We start from the raw sequence: 21007 nt of genomic DNA, 5'->3' as shown, positions 1-21007 counted from the left end.
CGGTGTCCTCGGCGCGCGCTAGAATTGGCACTCACTCGGGCCGAGTGCTAGCAAATCTGGCCCGGACCACTGCAACCCATTGATCAACAAGGCAAAGAGGTTCCCCTCATGAGCATCAAGCCGCTGTTCGACCGCGTGGTCATCAAGCGCATGGAAGAAGAGAAGGTCTCCGCGGGTGGCATCGTCATCCCCGACTCGGCCACCGAGAAGCCGATCAAGGGCGAGGTCGTGGCCGTGGGTCCCGGCAAGGCGCTGGACAACGGCACGGTTCGTGCGCCTGCCGTGAAGGTCGGCGACAAGGTGCTGTTCGGCAAGTACGCCGGCACCGAGGTGAAGCTCGACGGCACCGAGTACCTGGTGGTCCGCGAGGACGACATCTTCGCCATCCTGGGCTGAGCCGCGTGGCGGCGCGCCGGCGGGATCACCGCCCGGCTGCTGAAACCACCGCCCGCCCCCGCCCGCTTTGATTCCTCCCCCGTTTTCCGGAGTACAGAACATGGCTGCAAAAGACATCCGTTTCGGTGAAGACGCCCGCGTCCGCATGGTCCGCGGCGTGAACATCCTCGCCAATGCCGTCAAGGCGACCCTCGGCCCGAAGGGCCGCAACGTGGTGCTGGAGAAGAGCTTCGGCGCCCCGACCATCACCAAGGACGGCGTGTCCGTCGCCAAGGAGATCGAGCTTTCCGACAAGTTCGAGAACATGGGCGCCCAGATGGTCAAGGAAGTCGCGTCCAAGACCTCGGACGTGGCCGGTGACGGCACCACCACCGCCACCGTGCTGGCCCAGGCCCTGATCCGCGAGGGCATGAAGGCGGTTGCCGCCGGCATGAACCCGATGGACCTGAAGCGCGGCATCGACAAGGCGGTGAATGCCGCGGTCGACGAGCTGAAGAAGATCAGCAAGCCGTGCTCGACCTCGAAGGAGATCGCCCAGGTCGGTTCGATCTCGGCCAACTCCGATCACAACATCGGCGAGCTGATCGCCAAGGCGATGGACAAGGTCGGCAAGGAAGGCGTGATCACCGTCGAGGAGGGCTCGGGCCTGGAGAACGAGCTGGACGTGGTCGAGGGCATGCAGTTCGACCGCGGCTACCTCTCGCCGTACTTCATCAACAACCAGCAGAGCATGCAGTGCGAGCTGGATGACCCCTTCATCCTGCTGCACGACAAGAAGATCTCGAACGTGCGCGACCTGCTGCCGGTACTGGAAGGCGTGGCCAAGGCCGGCAAGCCGCTGCTGATCGTGGCCGAGGAGGTCGAGGGCGAGGCGCTCGCCACCCTCGTCGTCAACACCATCCGCGGCATCGTGAAGGTGTGCGCCGTCAAGGCCCCGGGCTTCGGTGACCGCCGCAAGGCGATGCTGGAGGACATGGCCATCCTGACCGGCGGCACGGTGATCTCGGAGGAGGTCGGCCTGCAGCTCGACAAGGCCACCATCAAGGACCTCGGCCGCGCCAAGAAGGTGCAGGTCTCGAAGGAGAACACCACCATCATCGACGGCGCTGGCAATGCCGAGGCCATCCAGTCGCGCATCAAGCAGATCAAGGCGCAGATCGAGGAAACTACCTCGGACTACGACCGCGAGAAGCTGCAGGAGCGTGTGGCCAAGCTGGCCGGCGGCGTGGCCGTCATCAAGGTTGGCGCTGCGACGGAAGTCGAGATGAAGGAGAAGAAGGCCCGCGTCGAAGACGCCCTGCACGCGACCCGTGCGGCCGTCGAGGAAGGCATCGTGCCGGGCGGTGGCGTGGCCCTGCTGCGCGCCAAGGCTGCCATCAAGGACCTCAAGGGTGCCAACGAGGACCAGAACCACGGCATCGCCATCGCCCTGCGCGCGATGGAGGCCCCGCTGCGCGAGATCGTGACCAACGCCGGCGACGAGCCCTCGGTGATCCTCAACAAGGTGCTCGAGGGTTCGGGCAACTTCGGCTACAACGCCGCCTCGGGCGAGTTCGGCGACATGGTGCAGTTCGGCATCCTCGACCCGACCAAGGTCACCCGCACTGCGCTGCAGAACGCCGCCTCGATCGCCGGTCTCATGATCACCACCGAGGCCATGGTGGCCGAGGCGCCGAAGAAGGACGAGAAGCCGGCTGCCCCGGGCATGGGCGGCATGGGCGACATGGACTTCTGATCCGCGCCGCATCGCATCCAGTGCGACAATCGGGGGCCCGCGAAAGCGGGCCCTCTCTTTTTCCGGATCCCGATGCGAACCTTCGTTCTCCGCGCCCGCGCCGCGCCCACCGATGGCCAGAAGCTGCTCGCCGGCATCGGCGGCGAGGCGCATCCCGAGATCCTCGCCCATGTGCTGATGAATGCGATCTTCGTCGCCCAGTCGCACCGCGAGGACGTGACCGTCTACTTGGTGCTCGAGAGCACTCCGGACTACTCGCGCACGGTCCGCTTCGAACCGCGGGAAATGCGCGGGCTCGGCGGTTTCGACGAGCGCACCCTGCTCGCCAGGGTGGCCAAGGCCCTGGATGCCTCGCGCGGCATGGGCAAGGAGGAGGAACGGCCGGTGGAGCCCGGCGTCACGGTGCGCACGGTGAGTTTCGAGCGCCTGGTGCAGCAGCTCTCGGCCGATCACCAGCTGTTCTTGCTCGACCGCAAGGGCGTGCCGGCCGGCGAACAGGCCTTCGGTGAAGCCCCCTGTTTCCTGCTCACCGACCACATCCCGATGCCGAAGAAAACCCTCGGCAGTCTGGAGCGCCTCGGCGCCACCCGGCTGTCGCTGGGGCCGCGGATGCTGTTCGCCTCGCAGTGCGTGGTGCTGATCCACCACCTCCTCGACCAGCGCTAGGCCGGGCCGGCGGCGGTCTGCCCGCGGCCGGGGGCTTCACTGCCCGCGCCCCCCCGCCTTCCGGCACGGACGGCATTCATCCGGCTGGCGGATAATGCGCGGCCATGCCGACGCGTGAAGAACTCGACCGCCACCACCTGCTCTGGCTGCAGCGCCGCCGCCGCCTGCGCCGCCTGCTCCGGCCCCTGCCGCGGCGCGCCAATCTTTCCCGCTACCCGGTGCTGAAGTGGTTTTCGAAGTACGCGGCGAAGGCCTCCTTCCTGTGGTCGTTCAAGCGCTCGAACATCCTGCCGGCGCTCTACGTCGGCAGCGTGCTCGCCTTCCTGCCGCTCTACGGCGTGCAGGCCCTGCTGGCCTTCGGCGCCGCCCTGCTGTTCCGCGCCAACCTGACGGTGATGGTGGGCCTGCAGTTCATCACCAACCCCTTCACCATCGCGCCGATCTATGCCTTCACCGGCTGGTTGGGCGTGAAGCTGATGCACCTCGTGGGGGTGGGCGACCACGTGGAGCCGGCCCTGCGCTTCGCCCAGGGCCTGTTCGTCGGCGGCGTGGTGGTGGGGCTTGCCACGGCCCTGGTGGCCGATCTCGCCTGGCGGCTGCTGGCCTGGGAGGCGGCAGTCTTCAAGCGCAAGCTGCAGGAGCTGCGGCAGCGCCATGCCGAGCGGCATCCGCCGGAGCCGCCCGCCCCGCCCGGGGCCTGACGCCGCCGCCTCATCGCGGCATGGCGGCGGCGCGCAGCTGGCGCAGGCCGGCGGCATCGAGGCGAAGCACCGGGTAGCGGCTGAACTCGCGGTCGAAGTAGGGCGTGCGCTGGTAGAAGAAGCGCAGTCGCTCGCGCGGACTGGCGGCGAAGGCCGCGTCCTCGCGCAGCCGGGCCTCGAATTCGGTGCGCAGGGCCGGGTCGGCGGCCAGCATCTCGCGCGCCATGCGCTCCATCACTCGCGGCTCGGCGTATTCCTTCTCCTCGAAGATGGCATCGAAGAAGCCCCAGCGTAGAAAGCTGTCGGGCGAGTCGGGTTCCAGCAGCAGGGCGGCGAGGCGCGCCAGCGGCTGGTCGGCCGGGATTACCCAGCTGCCCGCCGGCACCGGCTCCGTCCCGGTTTCCAGGCGATGGCGCAGGGTGGTGATGGCATGCCGGCCCTCGAAGGGGCGTGGCGCCCATTCCACCGCCTCGATGCGGTAGCGGGTGGCCATCACCTCGGTCGCCTGCGGCAGCGGCCACATCACGAGGCCGTGCAGCCGCAGGCGCTCGGCCACCGTCTGCCACTGCGGCGGCAGCACCCAGGCGGCGGGAGCCGGGGCGCTGGCGGTCACGGTGACCTCGGCCTGCACCGGCAGGCTGAGCGTGATGGGGGTCTCGGGGTCGTACTGCACCCAGGTGCCACCCGAGATCTCGCTCTCCACGCGGCGGTCGGCCACGCCGAGGAACTCGCGCTGCTCGACGCGATCGGAAAGGCCGAAGGCCAGCGGCACCGGCTCGTCCTCGGCGAAGCGCCGGGCATCGGCGGCAGCATTCGCGGCGCGCAGGGCCTTGCCCTCCTCGCCGAGCATGCGCAGCAGTTCCAGCATCACCGCTTCGTTCACCGCCACCCGGGTGCGGAAGTCCTTGAGCATGTGAGTCTCGAGCAGCAGGCCCGGGCGGTTGGCCGCGGCGGCATAGCCCACCGAGAAGCGCGGGCCGGAGGCGCCCTCCACGAGGCCGGCGCGGATGTCGGTGGAATCCTTCAGGCTCACGTAGAAGGTGAGGGGCCAGCCCTGCGCGGCCAGCGCCGGCTTCATCCGCCCGTCGAAGGCGCGGCGCTGCCATTCGGCCAGCACCGGCTCGATGTTGGCCGCCGTCTCGTAGGCCCAGGTCATGGCGTACTGGTAGTCGGCGCCGTTGGTGTTGTGCATGTCCACCAGCAGGTCGGGGCGCCAATCGGTCCACAGCCGCATCCAGGCCTGCATCTCCGGGGCATCGAGCTTGGTGTAGTCGCGGTTGAGGTTGAGGTTCTGCGCCGTGGCCCGCCAGCCCATGGCCTCGGGGCCGTTCTGGTTGATGCGGTGGTAGGGGCCGAAGCGCTCGTGGCCATCGACGTTGAAGATCGGCACCAGCAGCAGCACGGCATGTTCGAGTAGCCCGGCGTGCCTGCCGCTCACCGTGAGGTCGCGCGCCAGCGCCATCAGCACGTCCTTGCCCTCGTTCTCGCCGGGGTGGATGGCGGCCTGCACCAGCACCACCGGCTTGCCGGTGGCATGGGCCTCCTGCGGCGTGCGCAGGCCGTCGCTCGACAGCACCACCGCCTTCAGCGCCCGGCCCTGCGGGCTGGTGCCGAACTCGAACAGCTGCACCTGCGGGCTCGCGGCGGCGAGGCGCTCGAAGTAGGCGAAGGTCTCGGCATAGCGCGGCGTGCGGGTGTAGTCGCTCTGCTCGGCCGGGGTGCGCCAGTCGGGGGCGGCAGTGGGCGGGGCTACGGTGCGGGAAGGATTCGCCGGTGTGGCCGAGAGGGCGGCGTGCGGGGCGAGCGCCAGCAGCAGCGGAAGGAGGCCTAAGGTACGGGCGCGGAAGGCCGGGCGAGCGGGGCAGGGCATCAGCGAAGGCAGGCAGGTGGGGAGGGCGCAAGCCTGCCACAGGCTTCTTGTGTTCTTGACGCCGGCGCGGCTAGCGTCGCTGCTTCACCCTGCTTCGACGGAGGTTCCATGCTGCATCGCATCGTCGCGCTGGCCCTGTTCGCGTCCGGGGCTGCGCTTGCGCAGGCGCCCGCCACGCCGGCGGCCAAGCTCCCCTTCACCGTCGAGCGCAGCTGGGAGATCCAGCGCCTCGGCGCCCCGGTGATCTCGCCCGACGGGCGGCGCATCGTCGCTCCGGTCACGCGCTTCGTGATGAGCGAGGACAAGGGTTACACCGATCTGTGGATCTGGAACCGCGACGGCAGCGGCGAGCGCGCCTTCACCACCCATGCCAGCAACGAGGGCTCGCCGGCCTTCAGCCCGGATGGCCGCTTCCTCGCCTTCGTCGCCCAGCGCGAGGACGACAAGGCGCCGCAGCTCTACGTGATGCCACTGGACGGCGGCGAGGCGCGTCGTCTCACCCGGCTCGCCACCGGCGTGCAGAGCCCGAAGTGGTTCCCCGATGGCCGTCGCCTCGCCTTCGTCTCGCGGGTGTTCGCCGACCTGCCGCTTTCCGAGCAAGGCAAGCGCCTCGAGGAGCGGGCCAATCCCAAGATGACCGGGCAGGTCTGGGACGGCGCGCCGGTGACGGCCTGGGACCGCTATATCGACGAGCGCCAGTTCCATGTCTTCGCCGTGGACGTGGGCGGCGGCGAGCCGCAGGCGCTCACCCTCGGCACGGGCCTGCAGCTGCCGCGCAGCGCGGTGCAGGGCACCGACAGCCTGTTCGCCATTTCGCCCGAAGGCAATGAACTCGCCTTCGTCGCCGATTCCGACCCGGCGCCGAACGTCACCAACAACGACGTGTTCACCGTCGCCATCCCGGCCGCGGGCGCGGTCAGCGCCACGCCGGTGAACCTCACCGCCGACAACCCAGCCAATGACGGCAACCCGCTCTACAGCCCCGATGGCCGTCTGCTCAGCTTCGTGCAGCAGCGCATCAAGGGCTTCTACGCCGACAAGGGCCGGCTGATGCTGCGCGAGCGCCGCAGCGGCGAGACCCGCGAGCTGTTCGCCGACTGGGACCGTAGCGCGAGCGGGCTCGTTTGGGCGGCGGATGGCCGGCGCCTGTACGGTGCCATCGACGATGCCGGTACCACCCGCGTCTACGAACTGCCGATCGACGGCCGGCCGCGCCCCGTCACCGGCACGGAGGCTTCCTACGACTCGCTGGCCCTGGCGAAGGACGGCACCCTCGTGGCCCTGCGCCAGAGTTTCGTCGAGCCGCCCACACTGGTGCGCCTCGATCCGCGCTCGGGCCGCGCCGAGAAGCTCTCGACGATCAATGACGCCCTGCTCGCCGCCACTGATTTCGGCACCTACGAGTCGATCACCTACCGCGGCGCGAACGGGGCCGAGATCCAGATGTGGGTGAACTACCCGCCGGGCTTCGACAAATCGAAGAAATACCCGCTTTTCATGCTCATCCACGGCGGCCCGCACAATGCCATCACCAATGGCATGCACTTCCGCTGGAATGCGCAGGTGTTCGGCAGCTGGGGCTACGTGACGGCTTGGCCGAACTTCCACGGCAGCTCGGGCTTCGGCCAGGCCTTCACCGATTCGATCAATCCGGAGTGGGCCGAGAAGCCCTACCAGGACGTGATCAAGGCCGCGGAGTGGTTCGCCGCCCAGCCCTGGATCGACACCCGCCGCATGGTGGCCGGCGGCGGCAGCTATGGCGGTTACCTCACCAGCGTGATCCTCGGCCGCGAGCATCCGTTCCGTGCGCTGGTGGCGCATGCCAAGGTCTACAACCTCTACACCCAGTACGCCGCCGATTTCTCCACCGAGCTGCCGCGCTTCGGCGGCTTCTGGGAAGAGGGCAACGACGCGGTGCTGCGCCGCAACTCGCCGCATTACGGCGCGGCGAACTTCAAGACGCCCACGCTGGTGGTGCATGGCCAGAACGACCTGCGCGTGCCGGTGAACCATGGCCTCGAGCTCTACCAGACCCTGCTGATGAAGGGCGTTCCCACGCGCTTCCTCTACTACCCGAACGAGAATCACTGGATCCTAAAACCCCAGAACTCGGTGTTCTGGTACCAGCAGGTGCGGAAGTGGTTCGAGGAGCACGGCGGGCTCGAGCCGGCCTCGCGCTGAACGCTGCCGCTGCGGCACACTGCAGGGCCCCGCCATGTGCGGGGCCTTGCGTTTCCACCATCAAGCTCCTCCATGCTGCGCTGCGGCGTGCGCGCCGCCATCGTGCCAGCGCAGGATCGGACCGCTTCCGACGTGGGGGAGGGAGCACGGACCCGCAAGCGCCTCGGCCTTGCGGGTTCTTTTTTGGGGCCGGTGTCGGCCCGCGGAGAAGGAGATGGGCGGCAGCCTGGAACACGAACTCGAGGCCCTGGTCTGGCGTCGCCTGGAGGCCCTGCCATCGGCCGGGGCGGCAGGGGTCGATCCCGAGGCTTTGCGGCCGCTCGCCATCGCCTCCGATTTCGCCCTCGACACCCTGCGCCGCCAGCCCGCCCTGCTGGCCGCGCGGCATACGCTGCCGGCGCCGCCCGTGCTCGATCCGGCGGCGCCCGAGGCGGCGATGGCCGCCCTGCGCCGCTGGCGGGCTGCGGCCTCGACCGTGCTGGTGGCCCGCGACGTGGACGGCCTCGATCCGGTGGAGGCTACCCTGGCCGGCAGCACCCGCATCGCCGAGCAGGCCCTCGCCCTGGCGCTGGCGCAGGCCGAGGGCGAGCTGGCGCCGCGCTTCGGCACCGTGCGCGATGCCGCAGGGCGGGCGCAGCGCCTCGTGGTGTTCGCGCTCGGCAAGCTGGGCGGCGGCGAGCTCAACTTCAGCTCCGATATCGACCTCGTCTACGCCCATGCCGGGCCCGGCAGCAGCGACGGGCCGCGGGTGCTGGAGGCCGAGGCCTATTTCGTCCGCCTCGGCCAGCGCCTGGGCCAGCTGCTCGGCGAGACCACGGCCGAGGGCTTCTGCCACCGCGTGGACCTGCGCCTGCGGCCCTTCGGCGACAGCGGCCGGCTGGTGATGGGCTTCGAGGCCATGGATGCCTATTTCCAGCGCGAGGGCCGCGACTGGGAGCGCTATGCCTGGATCAAGGCACGGGCGGTGGCCGGCGACATCGAGGCCGGCGAGGCCTGGCTGCGCGGGCTTAGGCCCTTCGTCTACCGCCGCTATCTCGATTTCACCGCCCTCGACGCCCTGCGCGGCATGAAGGCGATGATCGAGGCCGAGGTGGCGCGCCGGGACATGGCCGACGACCTCAAGCGCGGGCCCGGCGGCATCCGCGAGGTGGAGTTCCTGGTGCAGGCCCTGCAACTGATCCGCGGCGGCCGCGAACCGGCCCTGCGCCAGCGCGGCCTGCTGCCGGCGCTGGCGGCGCTGGCCGGGGCCGGGCATCTCGCCCCCGCCACCGCGGTGCGGCTGGCCGAGGCCTACCGCTTCCTGCGCCGGGTGGAGAACCGGGTGCAGATGCTGCGCGATGCCCAGACCCACGCCCTGCCGGCCGACCCCCTGGACCGCCTGCGCATCGCCCGCGGGCTCGGTTATGCCGATGCCGCCGCGCTCGATGCCGCGCTCGGGGGGCACCGCGCCGTGGTGGCCGAGGAATTCGCCGCCGTGCTCGGAAGCGGCCGCCGCGCCGCGCCGCCGCCGGGGCCGCTTGCGGCCTACTGGCAGGCCCTGCCCGAGGGTGGCGAGGCCCGGGTGCTGGCAGAGGCCGGTTTCGCCGATGCCACGGCCGCCGACGAGGCCCTGCGCCGGCTGGCCGGCTCGGCCCTGCGGCGCAGCCTCTCGCCACGGGCGGCCGCATGGTTCGACGGCATCCTGCCCGTGCTGATCGCCCAGGCGGCGGCCAGCGAGGCGCCGGATGCCAGCCTCGCCCGCGCCATCGCCCTGCTCGGCGCGATCGGGCGGCGCAGCAGTTACTTTGCCCTGCTGGCCGAGCAGCCGGCGGCGCTGGAGCGGCTGGTCGCGGTCTGTGCCGACAGTGCCCTGCTCGCCGAGCGCCTCACCGAGCAGCCGCAGCTGCTCGACGAGCTGCTCGACGTGCGCGCCGCCGGCCCCCTGCCCGAGCCCGAGGGCATCGCCGCGGAGTTCGCCGCGCTGGCGGCTCTGCCCGAGGATGCCGAGGCCGCCTTGCTGGCCCTGAACGAGCGCCGCCACAGCCTGGCCTTCCGCATCGGTCTTGCCTGGCGCGCCGGGCGCCTGGATGCCGTGGCCGCCACCCGCCTGCTCGCCCGGGTGGCCGAAGCCGTGCTGGTGGCCGCCCTGCGGCTGGCCCGCCACGAGGTGGAGCGCGCCCATGGCCGCCTGCCCGACGGCGAGTTTGCCGTGCTCGGCTACGGGAGCATCGGGGCCGAGGAGCTTGGCTTTGCGTCCGACCTCGACCTCGTCTTCGTGCATGGCGGGGCGCTGGCCTCGGTCTCCGACGGGCCGCGGCCCCTGGATGCCCCGCGCTGGTACCTGCGGCTTGCCCAGAAGCTGGTGGCCCTGCTCGACACGCCCACCGCCGCCGGCCGGCTCTACGAGGTGGACGTGCGCCTGCGCCCGGACGGGGCGCAGGGTCTGCTGGTGGTGCACGAGGCCAGCTATGCGGGCTACCAGCGCGAGCGTGCCTGGACCTGGGAGCACCAGGCCCTGGTGCGGATGCGGCCGCTGGCCGGGGATGCCGGCCTGCTCGCCCGGCTCGAGGCCCTGCGCGGCGAGATCCTCGCCCGCGAGCGCGACCCGGTGGCCCTGGCCGCCGACGTGGCGGCGATGCGCGAGCGCATGCGCCGCGAGCTGGACCGCAGCGATGCTTTGCACCTCGACCTCAAGCAGGGCGAGGGCGGGCTGGTGGACCTCGAGTTCTTCCTCCAGCAGGCGGTGCTGCGGCATGCGGCGCGGCACCCGGCCCTGCGTGCTCCGCGGCACAGCGTGGACCTGCTGCGGGCGCTCGAGGCCGAGGGCCTGCTCGATGCCGGAACCGCCCGGGGCCTCGTCGAGGCCCATGCCGCGCTGGTGGCGGCCTCGCTGGCCTGCACTCTCGACCATCGCCCGCGGCGGGTGGCGCGGGCGCGGCTCGGCGACACCCCGGCGCGGCTCGCTGCCCTGCTCGCGGCTCAGGTCGGAGGCAGCCCGAGCAGCCTGCGCAACCCGGCCAGCAGCGGCGGCAGCTCGACCCAGGGCGCGAGCGGGTAGGGCGCGAAACCGGTGGCGAGGCCCTCCTCGAAGCGCCGGGCCCGGCCGCTGTCCAGCAGTTCCCGCACCAGTGCGGCGAGGCGGCCCGAGACCGCGTCGGCGCCCAGGATCCACAGCGGTGCTTCGGTGGCCGCGGCCTCGCTCAGCAGGTTGGCGGAATCGGCCGTCACCACGAGGGCCCCGGCCCAGCCGAGGAAGCCGGCATAGGGGTTGGGACCGTCGGCGGCCGAGGCCCAGAGCCGCAGTACGTCGGGCGGGGCCTGTGCCGTATCGAGGCGGGAGCGCAGCGCGGCGGTGAGCGCCGGGGGCGTGCGCCGCGAACCGCTGATCCACAGCGCGCCGCCGTCGCGGGCCTGTGCTGCCCGCAGGGCCTCGAAGGCCTGCAGCACCGAGGCCTTGCTCCAGGGGCAGCGGCGGGTGGGGCCGCCGAGCAGCAGCAGCCGGCGCGGCCCGGGAGCGGCGCCGAGTTCGGGCGTGGTTTCGCGCGCCTTTGCCAGCCAGGCGGCGTCTACCGGATGCAGGCTGCCGCGCAGGCAGAGCACGTTCGGCCCGGCAAGCCCGTCGTGGGCCGGGGCCACCACGGCGTCCCAGTGCCGCGGCGCCAGGCGCGGATCGAGCACCTGCACCACCCGGCTGCCGCGGGCGCGCAGCAGGCGGGTGGCCAGGGCCGCCTGCCGGCCGCAGCCGACGGCCAGCGGTGGCGGCGCGGCCAGTGCCCGGGCGAAGGCCGGGCCGAAGGCGTGGACCGAGAAGGGAAGGCGGCGTGGGGCGGCGAAACGCCAGGGCGCCCGCGGCGCCAGCACCAGTTCCTGCACCCGGGGCGAGAGCGCCTCGGCCAGCGCCAGCGCCTGCCGCCGGTTGCCGGCGGCGCCATCGTGGAGCACCAGCAGGGACGGGGCATCGAGGGGCATCGGTGGAGTGTAGCGGCGGCGTGCCGGCCTGCCTGCGTTCCAGCGTTCACAACGGGCTGTTGCAGGGGTGGGCATGGTACGGCGCCCGGGCTTGCCCATACTTCAGCGCCATTCCACTCTCCCATGAGGCCTTCCATGAGCCCCGCCGATGCCATGCCGCGCGATGCCCGCGCCCTCGATGCCGCCGCCCTCGACCAGCTCTTCCGCGAGGCCCGCACCCACAATGCCTGGCAGCAGAAGGACGTGCCCGACAGCCTGCTGCGCGAGCTCTACGAGCTCCTGAAGTGGGGCCCCACCAGCGCCAATGCCTCGCCGGCGCGCTTCGTCTTCGTCAAGTCGCCGGAGGCCAAGGCGAAGCTGAAGGAAGCGCTCTCGCCCGGCAACGTGGAGAAGACCATGAGCGCGCCGGTGACGGTGATCGTGGCCCAGGACATGGCCTTCTACGACAGGCTGCCGCAGCTCTTCCCGCATGCCGATGCGCGCAGCTGGTTCGCCGGGAACGACGCCCTGATCGAGAGCACGGCCTTCCGCAACAGCAGCCTGCAGGGCGCCTACCTGATCCTCGCCGCCCGCGCCCTCGGCCTCGATGCCGGCCCGATGTCGGGCTTCGATGCCGGGAAGCTGGACGAGGCCTTCTTCGCCGGCACCACCCTCAGGTCGAACTTCCTCGTCAACCTTGGCTACGGCGATCCTGCCGGCCTGTTCCCGCGCTCGCCGCGCCTCGCCTTCGACGAGGCCGCGCGCATCGCCTGATGTCCCCCTCCCGCACCCCGGAGCCCACCATGAAGCGCACCCTGCCTGCCCTGGCCCTCGCGGCCGCCGCCCTCCCGGCCCTGGCCGCCGACGAGTTCCGCTTCGACGCCGGCCATACCTACATCGGCTTCGAGATCGACCACCTCGGCTTTTCCAGGACCCTCGGCGAGTTCCTGAAGTACGAGGGCACCCTGGTGCTCGACCGCGAGAACCTCGCCAGGTCCTCGATCGAGGTCAGCATCGATACCGCCAGCATCGATACCGACCAGGAGGACTTCGACGAGCACCTGCGCTCGGCCGATTTCTTCGATGTCGCCAACCACCCGACGATGCGTTTCAAGAGCACGAAGGTGGAGGACCTCGGCAATGGCCGGCTCAAGGTCACCGGTGACTTCACGATGCTGGGCAAGACCCATCCGGTGGTGCTCGACGTGAGCATGAACAAGGTGGCCCCGCATCCCTTCCGCCCCACCATCGAGGTGGCCGGCTTCTCGGCGCGCACCACCCTCGACCGCACCCAGTGGGGCATGGACAAGTACGCTCCGGCGGTGGGCAAGGACGTGAGCATCCGCATCGAGACCGAGTTCAACCGCCCGATCCCGGCCCAGTAAGGCCTGCGGCGCCCACGGCGGGCAGGGCACAATAGCGCCATGCCCGTCTTCCGTCCGGCCGCCGAGCGCGGCCTCCTCGACGACCCCGGCCTCCGGGGTCGTGCCGCCTTCAGCCATGGCAGCGCCTTCGATCCGGCCTGGCTGGGCTGGGGGGCCCTGCGCGTGATGAACCGCCTGGAACTGGCGCCCGGCGCCACGCTGCCGGTGGCGCGGCGCGCCAACATGGAGGTGCTGAGCCTGGTGCTCTCCGGCCGCTACCGCGTGGGCATTCCCGGCGAGCCGGTACTGGAGGTGCCCGCCGGCCACTGGCACCGGCTGGGCGCCGGGGCCGGGGTGGACGTGGTGGAGGCCAATGCCGATGCGGCGCAGCCCCTGCATCTGCTGCAGCTCTGGGTGCAGCCGGCGCGCAGCAATGCGCGGCCCGGTCAGGCGGTGGTGGCCCCGGCGGTGGGGCAGGAGCGCATCGCCGCGCCGGCGCCCGATCCGGCCCTCCTGCCCTGGGGGGCGAAGGTCCGGCTGCGACGCCTGAGCGTGCTGCCGGGCGGCGCGCTTTCTCTGCCGGCCACCGCCGGGGATGCCGCCTGGCTCGAGGTGATCGGCGGCGAGCTGGCCCTGGGCGGCCGCTTCCTGCGCGGCGGCGACGGGCTTGGCCTGCGCGACGAGCCCGGCCTCGCCCTCGTATCGTCCTTCGGCGCCGATGTGCTGCTGCTCGAGGGCCTCGGCTGAGCCCCGGGTGGCGGCAGGCTAGAATGGCGGCCTTGCCGAACGAGCCCGAGCCATGCTCCCCACCGACGCCACGGCCCAGAAGCCCGCCAACACCGAGCGCGTGTACCAGGTGAAGCGCGCCGACCTGCCGCTGTCCTGCCCGACGCCCGAGATGCGCCTGTGGAACTCGCATCCGCGCGTCTACCTGCCGATCGAGGCCGAGGGCGGCACATCGACCTGCCCCTACTGCGGCGCCAAGTACGAGCTGGTGGACTGAACCGCCGCCAGTGGCGCGTCGGCTCACGGTCGTCCAGCTGCTGCCTGCGCTCGATTCGGGCGGGGTCGAGCGTTCCACCCTGGAAATCGCCGAGGCCCTGGTCGCTGCGGGCCATGCCTCGCACGTGGTCTCGGCCGGGGGGCGCCTGGTGCCGGCGCTGGAGGCCGCAGGCAGCACCCACCACCACCTCGCCATCGGCGAGAAGTCGCTGGCCACGCCGTTCCGCGTGCCGGCGCTGCGCCGCCTGCTGGCAGGCCTGCGCCCCGACATCGTGCATGCCCGCTCGCGCCTGCCGGCCTGGCTCGCGCTCGCCGCGCTGCGCGGCCTTTCGCCGCGCCCGGCCTTCATCACCACCGTGCATGGCCTCAACTCGCCCGGCCGCTACAGCGGGGTGATGACCCGCGGCGATGCGGTGATCGGGGTCTCCGAGACCGTGCGCCGCCACGTGCTGCGGCACTGGCCCGATGCGGCAGCGCGGCTGGTGGTGATTCCGCGCGGTGTGGACGTGGCGCGCTTTCCGCGCCATCCGCGGCCCGATCCGGCGGCCCGGGCGGCGGTGCTGGGCGAACTCGGCCTGCCCGCCGACACCCGCCTGCTGCTGATGCCGGGGCGCGGCACCCGGCTCAAGGGCCATGCCCATGCCGTCGGCCTGCTGGCCGGCCTGCGCGCCGCCGGCGAGCCTGCCGCGCTGTGGCTGCTGGGCAGCCGCGAGCCGGGCCGCGAGGCCTATCTCGCCGCCCTCGAGGCCGAGGCCGCGGCGCGCGGCGTAGCGGCCTGGCTTCGCATCAGCCCGCCGCGCAGCGCGGTGGTGCCCGCCTATGCCGGGGCCGATCTCGTGCTGCAGCTCTCCGACAAGCCCGAGGCCTTCGGCCGCACCGTGGTGGAGGCGCTGGCCGTGGGCACTCCGGTGCTGGGCTGGGACCACGGCGGGGTGGGCGAGCAGCTCGCCGCCCTGCAGCCCGAGGGCGCGGTGCCGGTGGGCGATGCGGCTGCCCTGCTGGAACGTGCCCGCGCCCTGCTGGCCGCGCCGCCCGCGCCGCCGGCCCACATTCCCTACACTCTGGCGGCCATGCAGCAGGCCACCCTCGACCTCTATGCGCGAATCGCTGCTTGAACGCCTGCCCCGGCTGGCCCCGTGGTGGGTGCTGCTGCAGGTGGCCTGCTGGCCCTGGCGTGGCCTTGCCGAGGCCGTGCTCTCCCTCGGGGCCCTGCTCGGCTTCGGCCTGATGCTGGCCGCCCGCTTCCGCGGCGGCATGCGCGTGCTGAGCCACGAGGCCTGGGCGCTCACCAGCATCCTGTTCCTCGGTTACTGGCTGGCGCAGCTGGTCTCGGTGCCCTTCGCCCTCGATCCCGGGCTCTCCGCCCTCGAGGTGCTGAAAGACCTGCGCTACCTGCCCTTCCTCTGGCTCGTGGCCATGGCCATGGCCACGCCGCGCGGGCGGAGCATCGTCGGTCTGGGCCTGGGCGCGCTCGTCGCCTTCTGGACCGCCGATGCCCTGGCGCAGGCCGCCACCGGCCACAGCCTCGGCGGGCCGGCGCTGGCCGACCGGCTCTCCGGCATCTTCGGCGCCGGCAACCTCAAGCTCGGCCTGGTGCTGGCCTCGCTCTCGCCCTTCCTGCTGCTGCCGGCGGCGCGGCGCGGCGTGCTGCCCTGGCTGCTGGCCGCCGGCGCCCTCGGCGTGGTGATCCTGCTCGCCGGCGCCCGTGCGGCCTGGATCACCTACGGCCTCGTGCTGCTCGTCACCGGCATCGGGCACTGGGGCTGGAAGCGCACGGCCGCCGGCCTGCTCGGCGGCGGCGCGCTGGCCCTATTGCTTGCCTGGAGCGCCGGCGATTTCCTCGCCCCGCGCATCGAGCGCAGCCTGGCCGTCCTGCAGGGGCAGGAGGACGGCCTCGATTTCGCCCTCTCCGGGCGGCTGGTGCTCTGGCGCACCACCCTCGCCATCATCCGCGACCATCCGCTCACTGGCGTGGGGGTGGACAATTTCCAGCAGGCCTACCGCGCCTATGCCAGCCCCGATGACCAGTTCGTCGAATGGGGCCGGCCGGGGGCCTTCCATGCCCACCAGATCCTGCTCGAGATCCTGGCCGAGACCGGGCTGCTCGGCCTGCTGTGCTGGCTGGCGGCAGTGGCGGTGGCGCTGCGTGCCTGGCGCTATGCCGGTGCCGAGGCGAAGGCCCGGGCGGCAGCGCCGGCCCTGGCGCTCGCCGTCACCGTGTTCCCGCTCAACACCCATCTCGCCTTCTATTCCACCTTCTGGGGCGGGCTCACCCTGCTGCTTGCCGCGCTCTATGCCGGCGCGCTCGCCGCCCGCGCCCCGGCGACCGGCGTCGCCCCGGAGGGAGGCTGAGGACCTGGATGGACGGGGCGGAGACCGCGGGCACCCCCCCACCGGGCCGGCGCTGCCCCGGCTGGCGTGTGCTGGCAGGCCTGTTCGCCGCCGTGGCGCGCCTGCCCCAGCCGCTCCTGCTCGCCCTCGGCGGGGGGCTCGCCCGGCTGCTGCGGCCCTTGCTGCGCCGGCGCTGGCAGATCGCGCGGGTGAACCTCGCGCTCTGCTTCCCCGGCGAGAGCGAGGCCCGGCGCCACCAGCGCCTGCGTGCCCACCAGCGCTCGCTCGCCATCGCCCTCCTGGAACTGCTGCGGGCCTGGTTCGCCCCCGACCGGGCCCTGGCCGGGCTGGTCGAGATCGAGGGCCTGCACCACCTGCGCGAGGCTGCGGCCCGCGGGCAGGGCGTGCTGCTGCTCACCGGGCATCTGATGCACACCGAGCTCGCCACCCGCTTCCTCGCCCTCGCCCTGGGCGCCCCGGTGGGCGGCGTGGTGCGGCGCTACGAGCGTCATCCCTGCCTCGAGGCCCTGCTCGATGCCGCCCGCCGCCGCCGGCTCGGGCCCACCGTGGGCAAGTTCGATACCCGTGGCATGGTGCGGGCCCTGCGCGCGGGTGGGCGCCTTGCCTATTCCGCCGACCAGGACTTCCGCATGAACCAGGTGTTCGTGCCCTTCTTCGGCGTGCCGGCCGCCACGCTGGCGAGCGCGCCGCAGCTGGTGAAGGCCGGCCGCGCCTGCGTGCGCTTCTTCGCCATGGCCCGTAGTGCCGATGGCCGCTACCGGCTGCGCGTCTGGGACCCCGGGCTCGATGCCCTGCTCGATGCCCCCGAGGCCTTCGCCGCCCGTTACATGCAGGTACTGGAGGAGGCCGTGCGCGCAGCCCCCGACCAGTACCTCTGGGTGCACCGCCGCTTCAAGACCCGGCCGGCGGGCGAGGCCTCGCCCTACGGCCGCTGAAGCCCTCAGGCCGCGACCTTGAGCGGTGCCCGCAGCACCGCCGGCATCGGCACAGGGCACTGCAGCGCGTAATCGACCGACATCGGGGGGCTCTGGGCGGGGGGAGCCCGGATCTTCAGCGATACAGCGCGCCCCGCTCGAGCGCAGGCTGGGTCTTGAAGCGCTGATGCAGCCACAGATACTGCGCCGGGGCGCGGCGGATCATGGCTTCCAGCGCCGCCATCACCCGCGCGGTGTCGGCGCGGGCGTCGGCGGTGGGGAAGTCGGCCAGCGGGGCCTGCACCTCGAGGCGGTAGCTGCCGTCTGGCAGGCGCTCGTGGAAGAAGGGGCAGACCGCGGCGCCGGAGAGGCGGGCGAGTTGGTGGGTGGAGGTGAGGCTCCAGGCCGGGCGGCCGAAGAAGGGCACGAACACGCTCTCGCCGCGGCGGCTCTCCTGGTCCGGGGCGAACCAGAGGATGCCGCCAGCCTTGAGGTGTTTGAGCGCCGGGCGCAGTTCCTCGCGGGTGAACATGGCACAGGCATAGCGCAGGCGGCCGGCCTTCACCGCCCATTCCATCGCCATCGAGCCATGCGGGCGGTACATGCCGGCCACCGGCACGTGGCGGGTGAGCAGGCGGGCGCAGAGTTCGAGGTGCACGAAGTGTGCCGAGACCAAGAGCACGCCGCGGCCCTGCGAGCGCAGGGCTTCGAGGTGCTGCAGGCCCTCGACGGTGTAGCGCGGTGAGGCCTCGCCCACGCGGCCCCACCAGGCGCGCAGGAATTCGAACAGCCCGATACCGCTCTGCCGCAGGTTCTCGCGCAGCAGGGCGGCGCGCCCAGCCGCATCCAGCGCCGGGAAGCACAGCGCGAGGTTGGTGGCGATGGCGCGGCGGCGGCGCGGGGCCAGTGCGCCCAGCAGCCCTCCGAGGGCGGCGCCCAGGCGATGCTGCAAGGCCGTGGGCAGGCGCGCCGCGCACCAGCCGAAGGCCACGCCCAGCCAGCCGGGCCAGTGCCGCGGATGCCAGGCGCCGGGTGGCAGCGGCGGCAGGGGGGCAGGGGGCGGAGCGGGATCGGGCATGCCGGGCAGGACGGAGGAAAGGGCCGATTGTACGGGCGGTGATCCGGCGCCCGGCCCGCTGCTACGCTTCTCCCATGTCCCTGAGCCTTGGCCGGCGCCTGCTGCTGGCGATCTATTCCGCCCTGCTGTGGCTCCTGCTGCCGGTCACGCTCTACCACCTCGTCTGGCGGGGCTTGCGGCAGCGCGGATACCTGCTGCGCTGGAGCGAGCGCTATGCCTTGCCTGGAGCGTTGCCGGCGTTGCCGCCGGGCGCGATCTGGGTGCATGCGGTCTCGGTGGGCGAGGTGAATGCCGCCATCCCGCTGGTGAACGCGCTGCGCCAGCGCCACCCCGACCGGCCCCTTATCGTCACCACCATCACGCCCACCGGCTCGGCGCGGGTGCGGGCGCTGTGGGGCGAGGGCGTGCACCACGTCTACCTGCCCTACGACCTGCACGGCATGGTGCGGCGCTTCCTCGAGCGCGTGCGCCCGGCGCTGGCGGTGGTGATCGAGACCGAATTGTGGCCGAACCTGTTCGTGGCCTGCGCCCGCGCCGGGGTCCCCATCGTCATCGCCAATGCCCGGCTCTCCGCGCGCTCGCTGCGCGGCTACCGCTGGCTTGCGCCCCTGATCCGCCTCGCGCTTTCGGCGGTGCGCCTGGTGGCGGCGCAGAGCGAGGCCGATGCGGCCCGCTTCCGGGTACTGGCGGGCGATGCAGTGCGCATCGAGGTGACTGGCAACCTGAAGTTCGACCAGCCCCTGCCGGCGGCGGCCCGCGAGGAGGCCTTGGCCTGGCGCCATGCCTGCGGCCCGCGGCCGGTGTGGGTGGCGGCCAGCACGCATGCGGGCGAAGAGGCCGCGGTACTGGAGGCGCATCGGCGCCTGCGCGAGCGCTGGCCCCAGGCCCTGCTACTCTGGGCGCCGCGTCATCCCGAACGCTTCGGCCCGGTGGCCGAACTCGTGCGCGAGGCCGGCCTGTCACTGCGGCGGCGCAGTCTGGAGCGGGCGCCCGATGCCGCCTGTGCGGTGTTCCTGATCGACAGCCTGGGCGAGTTGTCCGGCTTCCTCGCCGCCGCCGACGTGGCCTTCGTCGGCGGCAGCCTGGTCGAGGTGGGTGGCCACAACCTGCTCGAACCGGCGGCGCTCGGCGTGCCGGTGCTGAGCGGGCCGCACACCTTCAACTTCGCCGAGATCGCGGCCATGCTGCGCGAGGCCGGGGCCCTGGTCACGGTCGAGGACGCCGAAAGCCTCGCCGGCGCGATAACGGCGCTATGGGAAGACCCGGCCACGGCGCGGCGGCGCGGGCAGGCCGGTCGCCTGCGCATCGACCGCGAGCGCGGGGCGTTGGAGCGCACGCTCGCCCTGGTCGATGCGGTGCTGGCCGGGCGCTGAGGGCTTCAGCGCCCGGCAGCGGGCTTACTTGGTGGCGTCGAGCAGGGCCTCGGCATCGGCCACCAGGAGCCGGTTCACGGAGCGGATGTCCTCCACCGAGAGGCTGCCGGCAGCCTGCTTCAGACTCAGCTCGTTGACGAGGAAGTTGTGCCGGGCCTGGGCGAACTGGGTCTGGGCGGCGAACAGGGTCTGTTGCGCCAGCAGTACGTCGACCACGGTGCGGGTGCCCACTTCCAGTCCGGCCTCGCCGGCTTCCAGCGCGGCCTTGGCCGAGACCACGGCGAGGCGGCGCGCCTCCACCTCGGCGGCGCCGGCGGCCAGCGAGCGGTAGGCGTTGCGGGTCTGGCGGGCGACGCTGCGGCGCTGCTGTTCCAGCTGTTCGGCGGTGGCGTCGCGGCTCGCCAGGGCCTGGCGCACGCCGGCCTGCACCGCGCCGCCGGCGAAGATCGGTACGGTGAGGGTCAGGCCGACGCGGTTGCCGTCGGAGGCGGCGTCGTTGGGGAAGGTGATGCCGCCCACCGTGTTGTTGCCCCAGGTGGCGGAGTCGTTGCGGCCCGCCGAGAGGCTCAGGGTGGGCAGGTGGCCGGCGCGGGCCGTGGCCACGTTGGCCTCGGCTCCCTCGAGGGCCAGGGCCGCCGCCTGCAGGCCGGGGTTGCCCTCGAGCGCGCGCTGCACCCAGGCCTCCAGGCCCTCGGTATCGGCCAGGGTGGGCTGGTAGTCGGGCGCCAGGCCGCGCAGACCGGCGAGCGGCCGGCCGGTGATCTCGGCCAGGGCCTCGCGGGCGTCGTCGAGGCGGGTGGCGGCGGCGATGGCATTGGCGCGCGCGCCGTCGTAGCTGGCGCGGGCCTCGTGCACGTCGGTGATCGGCGCCAGGCCCACTTCGAGGCGGGTTTCGGCCTGGTCGAGCTGGCGCTTGGCCGCGGCCTCCTGGGCCCGCGCCGAGGCCAGGGCCTCGATGCTGGTGAGGGTGTTGAAGTAGGCGGTGGCCACGCGTACTGCGAGGGCCTGCTCGGCGGCGAGGCGCTGGGCCTCGGCCTCGGCGGCGGCGGCGCGGGCGGCGTTGAGCCGGGTGTAGTTGGCGTGGTCGTAGACCGACTGCGTGAGGTTGATGCCGTAGGTGCGGTTGCGGCTGTCCTGGCTGCTGCTGTTGCGGTCGAACACCACGCCGCCGGAGCCGTCGGGGCGCGAACCGAAGGACGTGCTATCGCCGTCGCTGTCGGTGAGGCTGGCGGTGGCGGCCACCTGCGGCAGCAGGGCGGCGCGGGCGCGGTCTACGCCGGCGCGGGCGGCAGCGGCACGGGCCTCGGCGGCGGCCAGCTGCGGGTCGCCCTGCCGCGCCAGCTCGTAGGCTTCCAGCAGATCGGCCGACCAGGCCGGGGCGGCAAGGCCGAGGGCGAGCAGGGCGGAGACGAGCGGACGCAGTCGCATGGGGAGTCCTTGGGGAATGC

General features: G+C 72.5%; 18 protein-coding genes. 14 read left to right on the top strand and 4 right to left on the bottom strand.

Features of this window, described 5'->3' with window-relative positions; translation table 11 throughout:
• Window positions 1-108: 108 nt before the first annotated feature.
• From groES to G408_RS14780, 4 genes are all read left to right on the top strand, one after another.
• Window positions 109-396, top strand: coding sequence for a co-chaperone GroES (groES, locus tag G408_RS0107200; protein WP_028770544.1), 288 nt, complete (start codon window positions 109-111; stop codon window positions 394-396).
• A gap of 100 nt (window positions 397-496) precedes the next feature.
• Window positions 497-2131 (top strand): chaperonin GroEL, encoded by a 1635-nt coding sequence (groL, locus tag G408_RS0107195; RefSeq protein ID WP_028770543.1) that lies wholly within the window; start codon window positions 497-499, stop codon window positions 2129-2131.
• A gap of 72 nt (window positions 2132-2203) precedes the next feature.
• On the top strand, window positions 2204-2797 hold the full coding sequence (gene trmY / locus G408_RS0107190) for a tRNA (pseudouridine(54)-N(1))-methyltransferase TrmY (protein ID WP_028770542.1): 594 nt from the start codon (window positions 2204-2206) through the stop codon (window positions 2795-2797).
• 104 nt (window positions 2798-2901) lie between these two features.
• A complete protein-coding gene (locus tag G408_RS14780; RefSeq protein ID WP_051282732.1) occupies window positions 2902-3498 on the top strand; it encodes a DUF2062 domain-containing protein in 597 nt (198 codons plus the stop codon).
• Window positions 3499-3508: 10 nt separating this feature from the next.
• On the opposite strand, the gene G408_RS13650 is transcribed toward G408_RS14780, so the two are convergent.
• Complete coding sequence (locus G408_RS13650; protein ID WP_084628120.1) at window positions 3509-5368, bottom strand: M14 family metallopeptidase; 1860 nt, start codon at window positions 5366-5368, stop codon at window positions 3509-3511.
• 108 nt (window positions 5369-5476) lie between these two features.
• On the opposite strand from G408_RS13650, the gene G408_RS0107175 reads away from it, so the two are divergent.
• Together G408_RS0107175 and glnE are read left to right on the top strand one after the other, a co-directional pair.
• Entirely contained in the window at window positions 5477-7549 is a 2073-nt protein-coding gene (locus G408_RS0107175; protein WP_037412675.1) for a S9 family peptidase, read from the top strand.
• Between the two features lie 214 nt (window positions 7550-7763).
• Window positions 7764-10586, top strand: a complete 2823-nt coding sequence (glnE, locus tag G408_RS13645; protein ID WP_084628119.1) for a bifunctional [glutamate--ammonia ligase]-adenylyl-L-tyrosine phosphorylase/[glutamate--ammonia-ligase] adenylyltransferase — start codon at window positions 7764-7766, stop codon at window positions 10584-10586.
• On the opposite strand, the gene G408_RS0107165 is transcribed toward glnE, so the two are convergent.
• Window positions 10508-11497 carry a mitochondrial fission ELM1 family protein gene (locus G408_RS0107165; RefSeq protein ID WP_028770540.1) on the bottom strand — a complete coding sequence of 330 codons (990 nt, stop codon included), beginning with the start codon at window positions 11495-11497 and terminating at the stop codon, window positions 10508-10510. The two genes, glnE and G408_RS0107165, sit on opposite strands and share 79 nt — an antisense overlap.
• 153 nt (window positions 11498-11650) lie before the next feature.
• Between G408_RS0107165 and G408_RS0107160 the strand changes: the two genes are divergently transcribed.
• From G408_RS0107160 to G408_RS0107130, 7 genes are read left to right on the top strand one after another with little or no spacing between them, the layout of a single operon-like run.
• Window positions 11651-12250 carry a malonic semialdehyde reductase gene (locus G408_RS0107160; RefSeq protein WP_028770539.1) on the top strand — a complete coding sequence of 200 codons (600 nt, stop codon included), beginning with the start codon at window positions 11651-11653 and terminating at the stop codon, window positions 12248-12250.
• On the top strand, window positions 12250-12861 hold the full coding sequence (locus tag G408_RS0107155) for a YceI family protein (protein ID WP_051282730.1): 612 nt from the start codon (window positions 12250-12252) through the stop codon (window positions 12859-12861). The genes G408_RS0107160 and G408_RS0107155 overlap by 1 nt, the downstream gene beginning before the upstream one ends.
• Before the next feature lie 39 nt (window positions 12862-12900).
• Window positions 12901-13587 (top strand): pirin family protein, encoded by a 687-nt coding sequence (locus G408_RS0107150; protein WP_028770537.1) that lies wholly within the window; start codon window positions 12901-12903, stop codon window positions 13585-13587.
• Window positions 13588-13639: 52 nt separating this feature from the next.
• Window positions 13640-13843 carry a zinc-finger domain-containing protein gene (locus G408_RS0107145; RefSeq protein ID WP_028770536.1) on the top strand — a complete coding sequence of 68 codons (204 nt, stop codon included), beginning with the start codon at window positions 13640-13642 and terminating at the stop codon, window positions 13841-13843.
• A 10-nt stretch (window positions 13844-13853) separates the two neighbouring features.
• Window positions 13854-14957 (top strand): glycosyltransferase, encoded by a 1104-nt coding sequence (locus G408_RS0107140; RefSeq protein ID WP_028770535.1) that lies wholly within the window; start codon window positions 13854-13856, stop codon window positions 14955-14957.
• Window positions 14938-16194, top strand: a complete 1257-nt coding sequence (locus G408_RS0107135) for an O-antigen ligase family protein (RefSeq protein WP_028770534.1) — start codon at window positions 14938-14940, stop codon at window positions 16192-16194. Before G408_RS0107140 ends, G408_RS0107135 begins: the two co-directional genes overlap by 20 nt.
• 8 nt (window positions 16195-16202) lie before the next feature.
• On the top strand, window positions 16203-17129 hold the full coding sequence (locus G408_RS0107130) for a lysophospholipid acyltransferase family protein (protein WP_028770533.1): 927 nt from the start codon (window positions 16203-16205) through the stop codon (window positions 17127-17129).
• Between the two features lie 115 nt (window positions 17130-17244).
• Here the strand turns inward: G408_RS0107130 and lpxL are convergent, their stop codons facing one another.
• Window positions 17245-18186 (bottom strand): LpxL/LpxP family Kdo(2)-lipid IV(A) lauroyl/palmitoleoyl acyltransferase, encoded by a 942-nt coding sequence (lpxL, locus tag G408_RS0107125; protein ID WP_028770532.1) that lies wholly within the window; start codon window positions 18184-18186, stop codon window positions 17245-17247.
• 74 nt (window positions 18187-18260) lie between these two features.
• Between lpxL and waaA the strand changes: the two genes are divergently transcribed.
• Window positions 18261-19559 (top strand): lipid IV(A) 3-deoxy-D-manno-octulosonic acid transferase, encoded by a 1299-nt coding sequence (gene waaA / locus G408_RS0107120; protein WP_037412671.1) that lies wholly within the window; start codon window positions 18261-18263, stop codon window positions 19557-19559.
• 24 nt (window positions 19560-19583) lie between these two features.
• On the opposite strand, the gene G408_RS0107115 is transcribed toward waaA, so the two are convergent.
• On the bottom strand, window positions 19584-20987 hold the full coding sequence (locus G408_RS0107115; RefSeq protein WP_028770530.1) for a TolC family outer membrane protein: 1404 nt from the start codon (window positions 20985-20987) through the stop codon (window positions 19584-19586).
• Window positions 20988-21007: the final 20 nt, after the last annotated feature.

Source organism: Silanimonas lenta DSM 16282, assembly GCF_000429065.1.
GTDB lineage: Bacteria > Pseudomonadota > Gammaproteobacteria > Xanthomonadales > Xanthomonadaceae > Silanimonas > Silanimonas lenta.
This window is presented reverse-complemented; position numbering and strand designations above follow the sequence as displayed.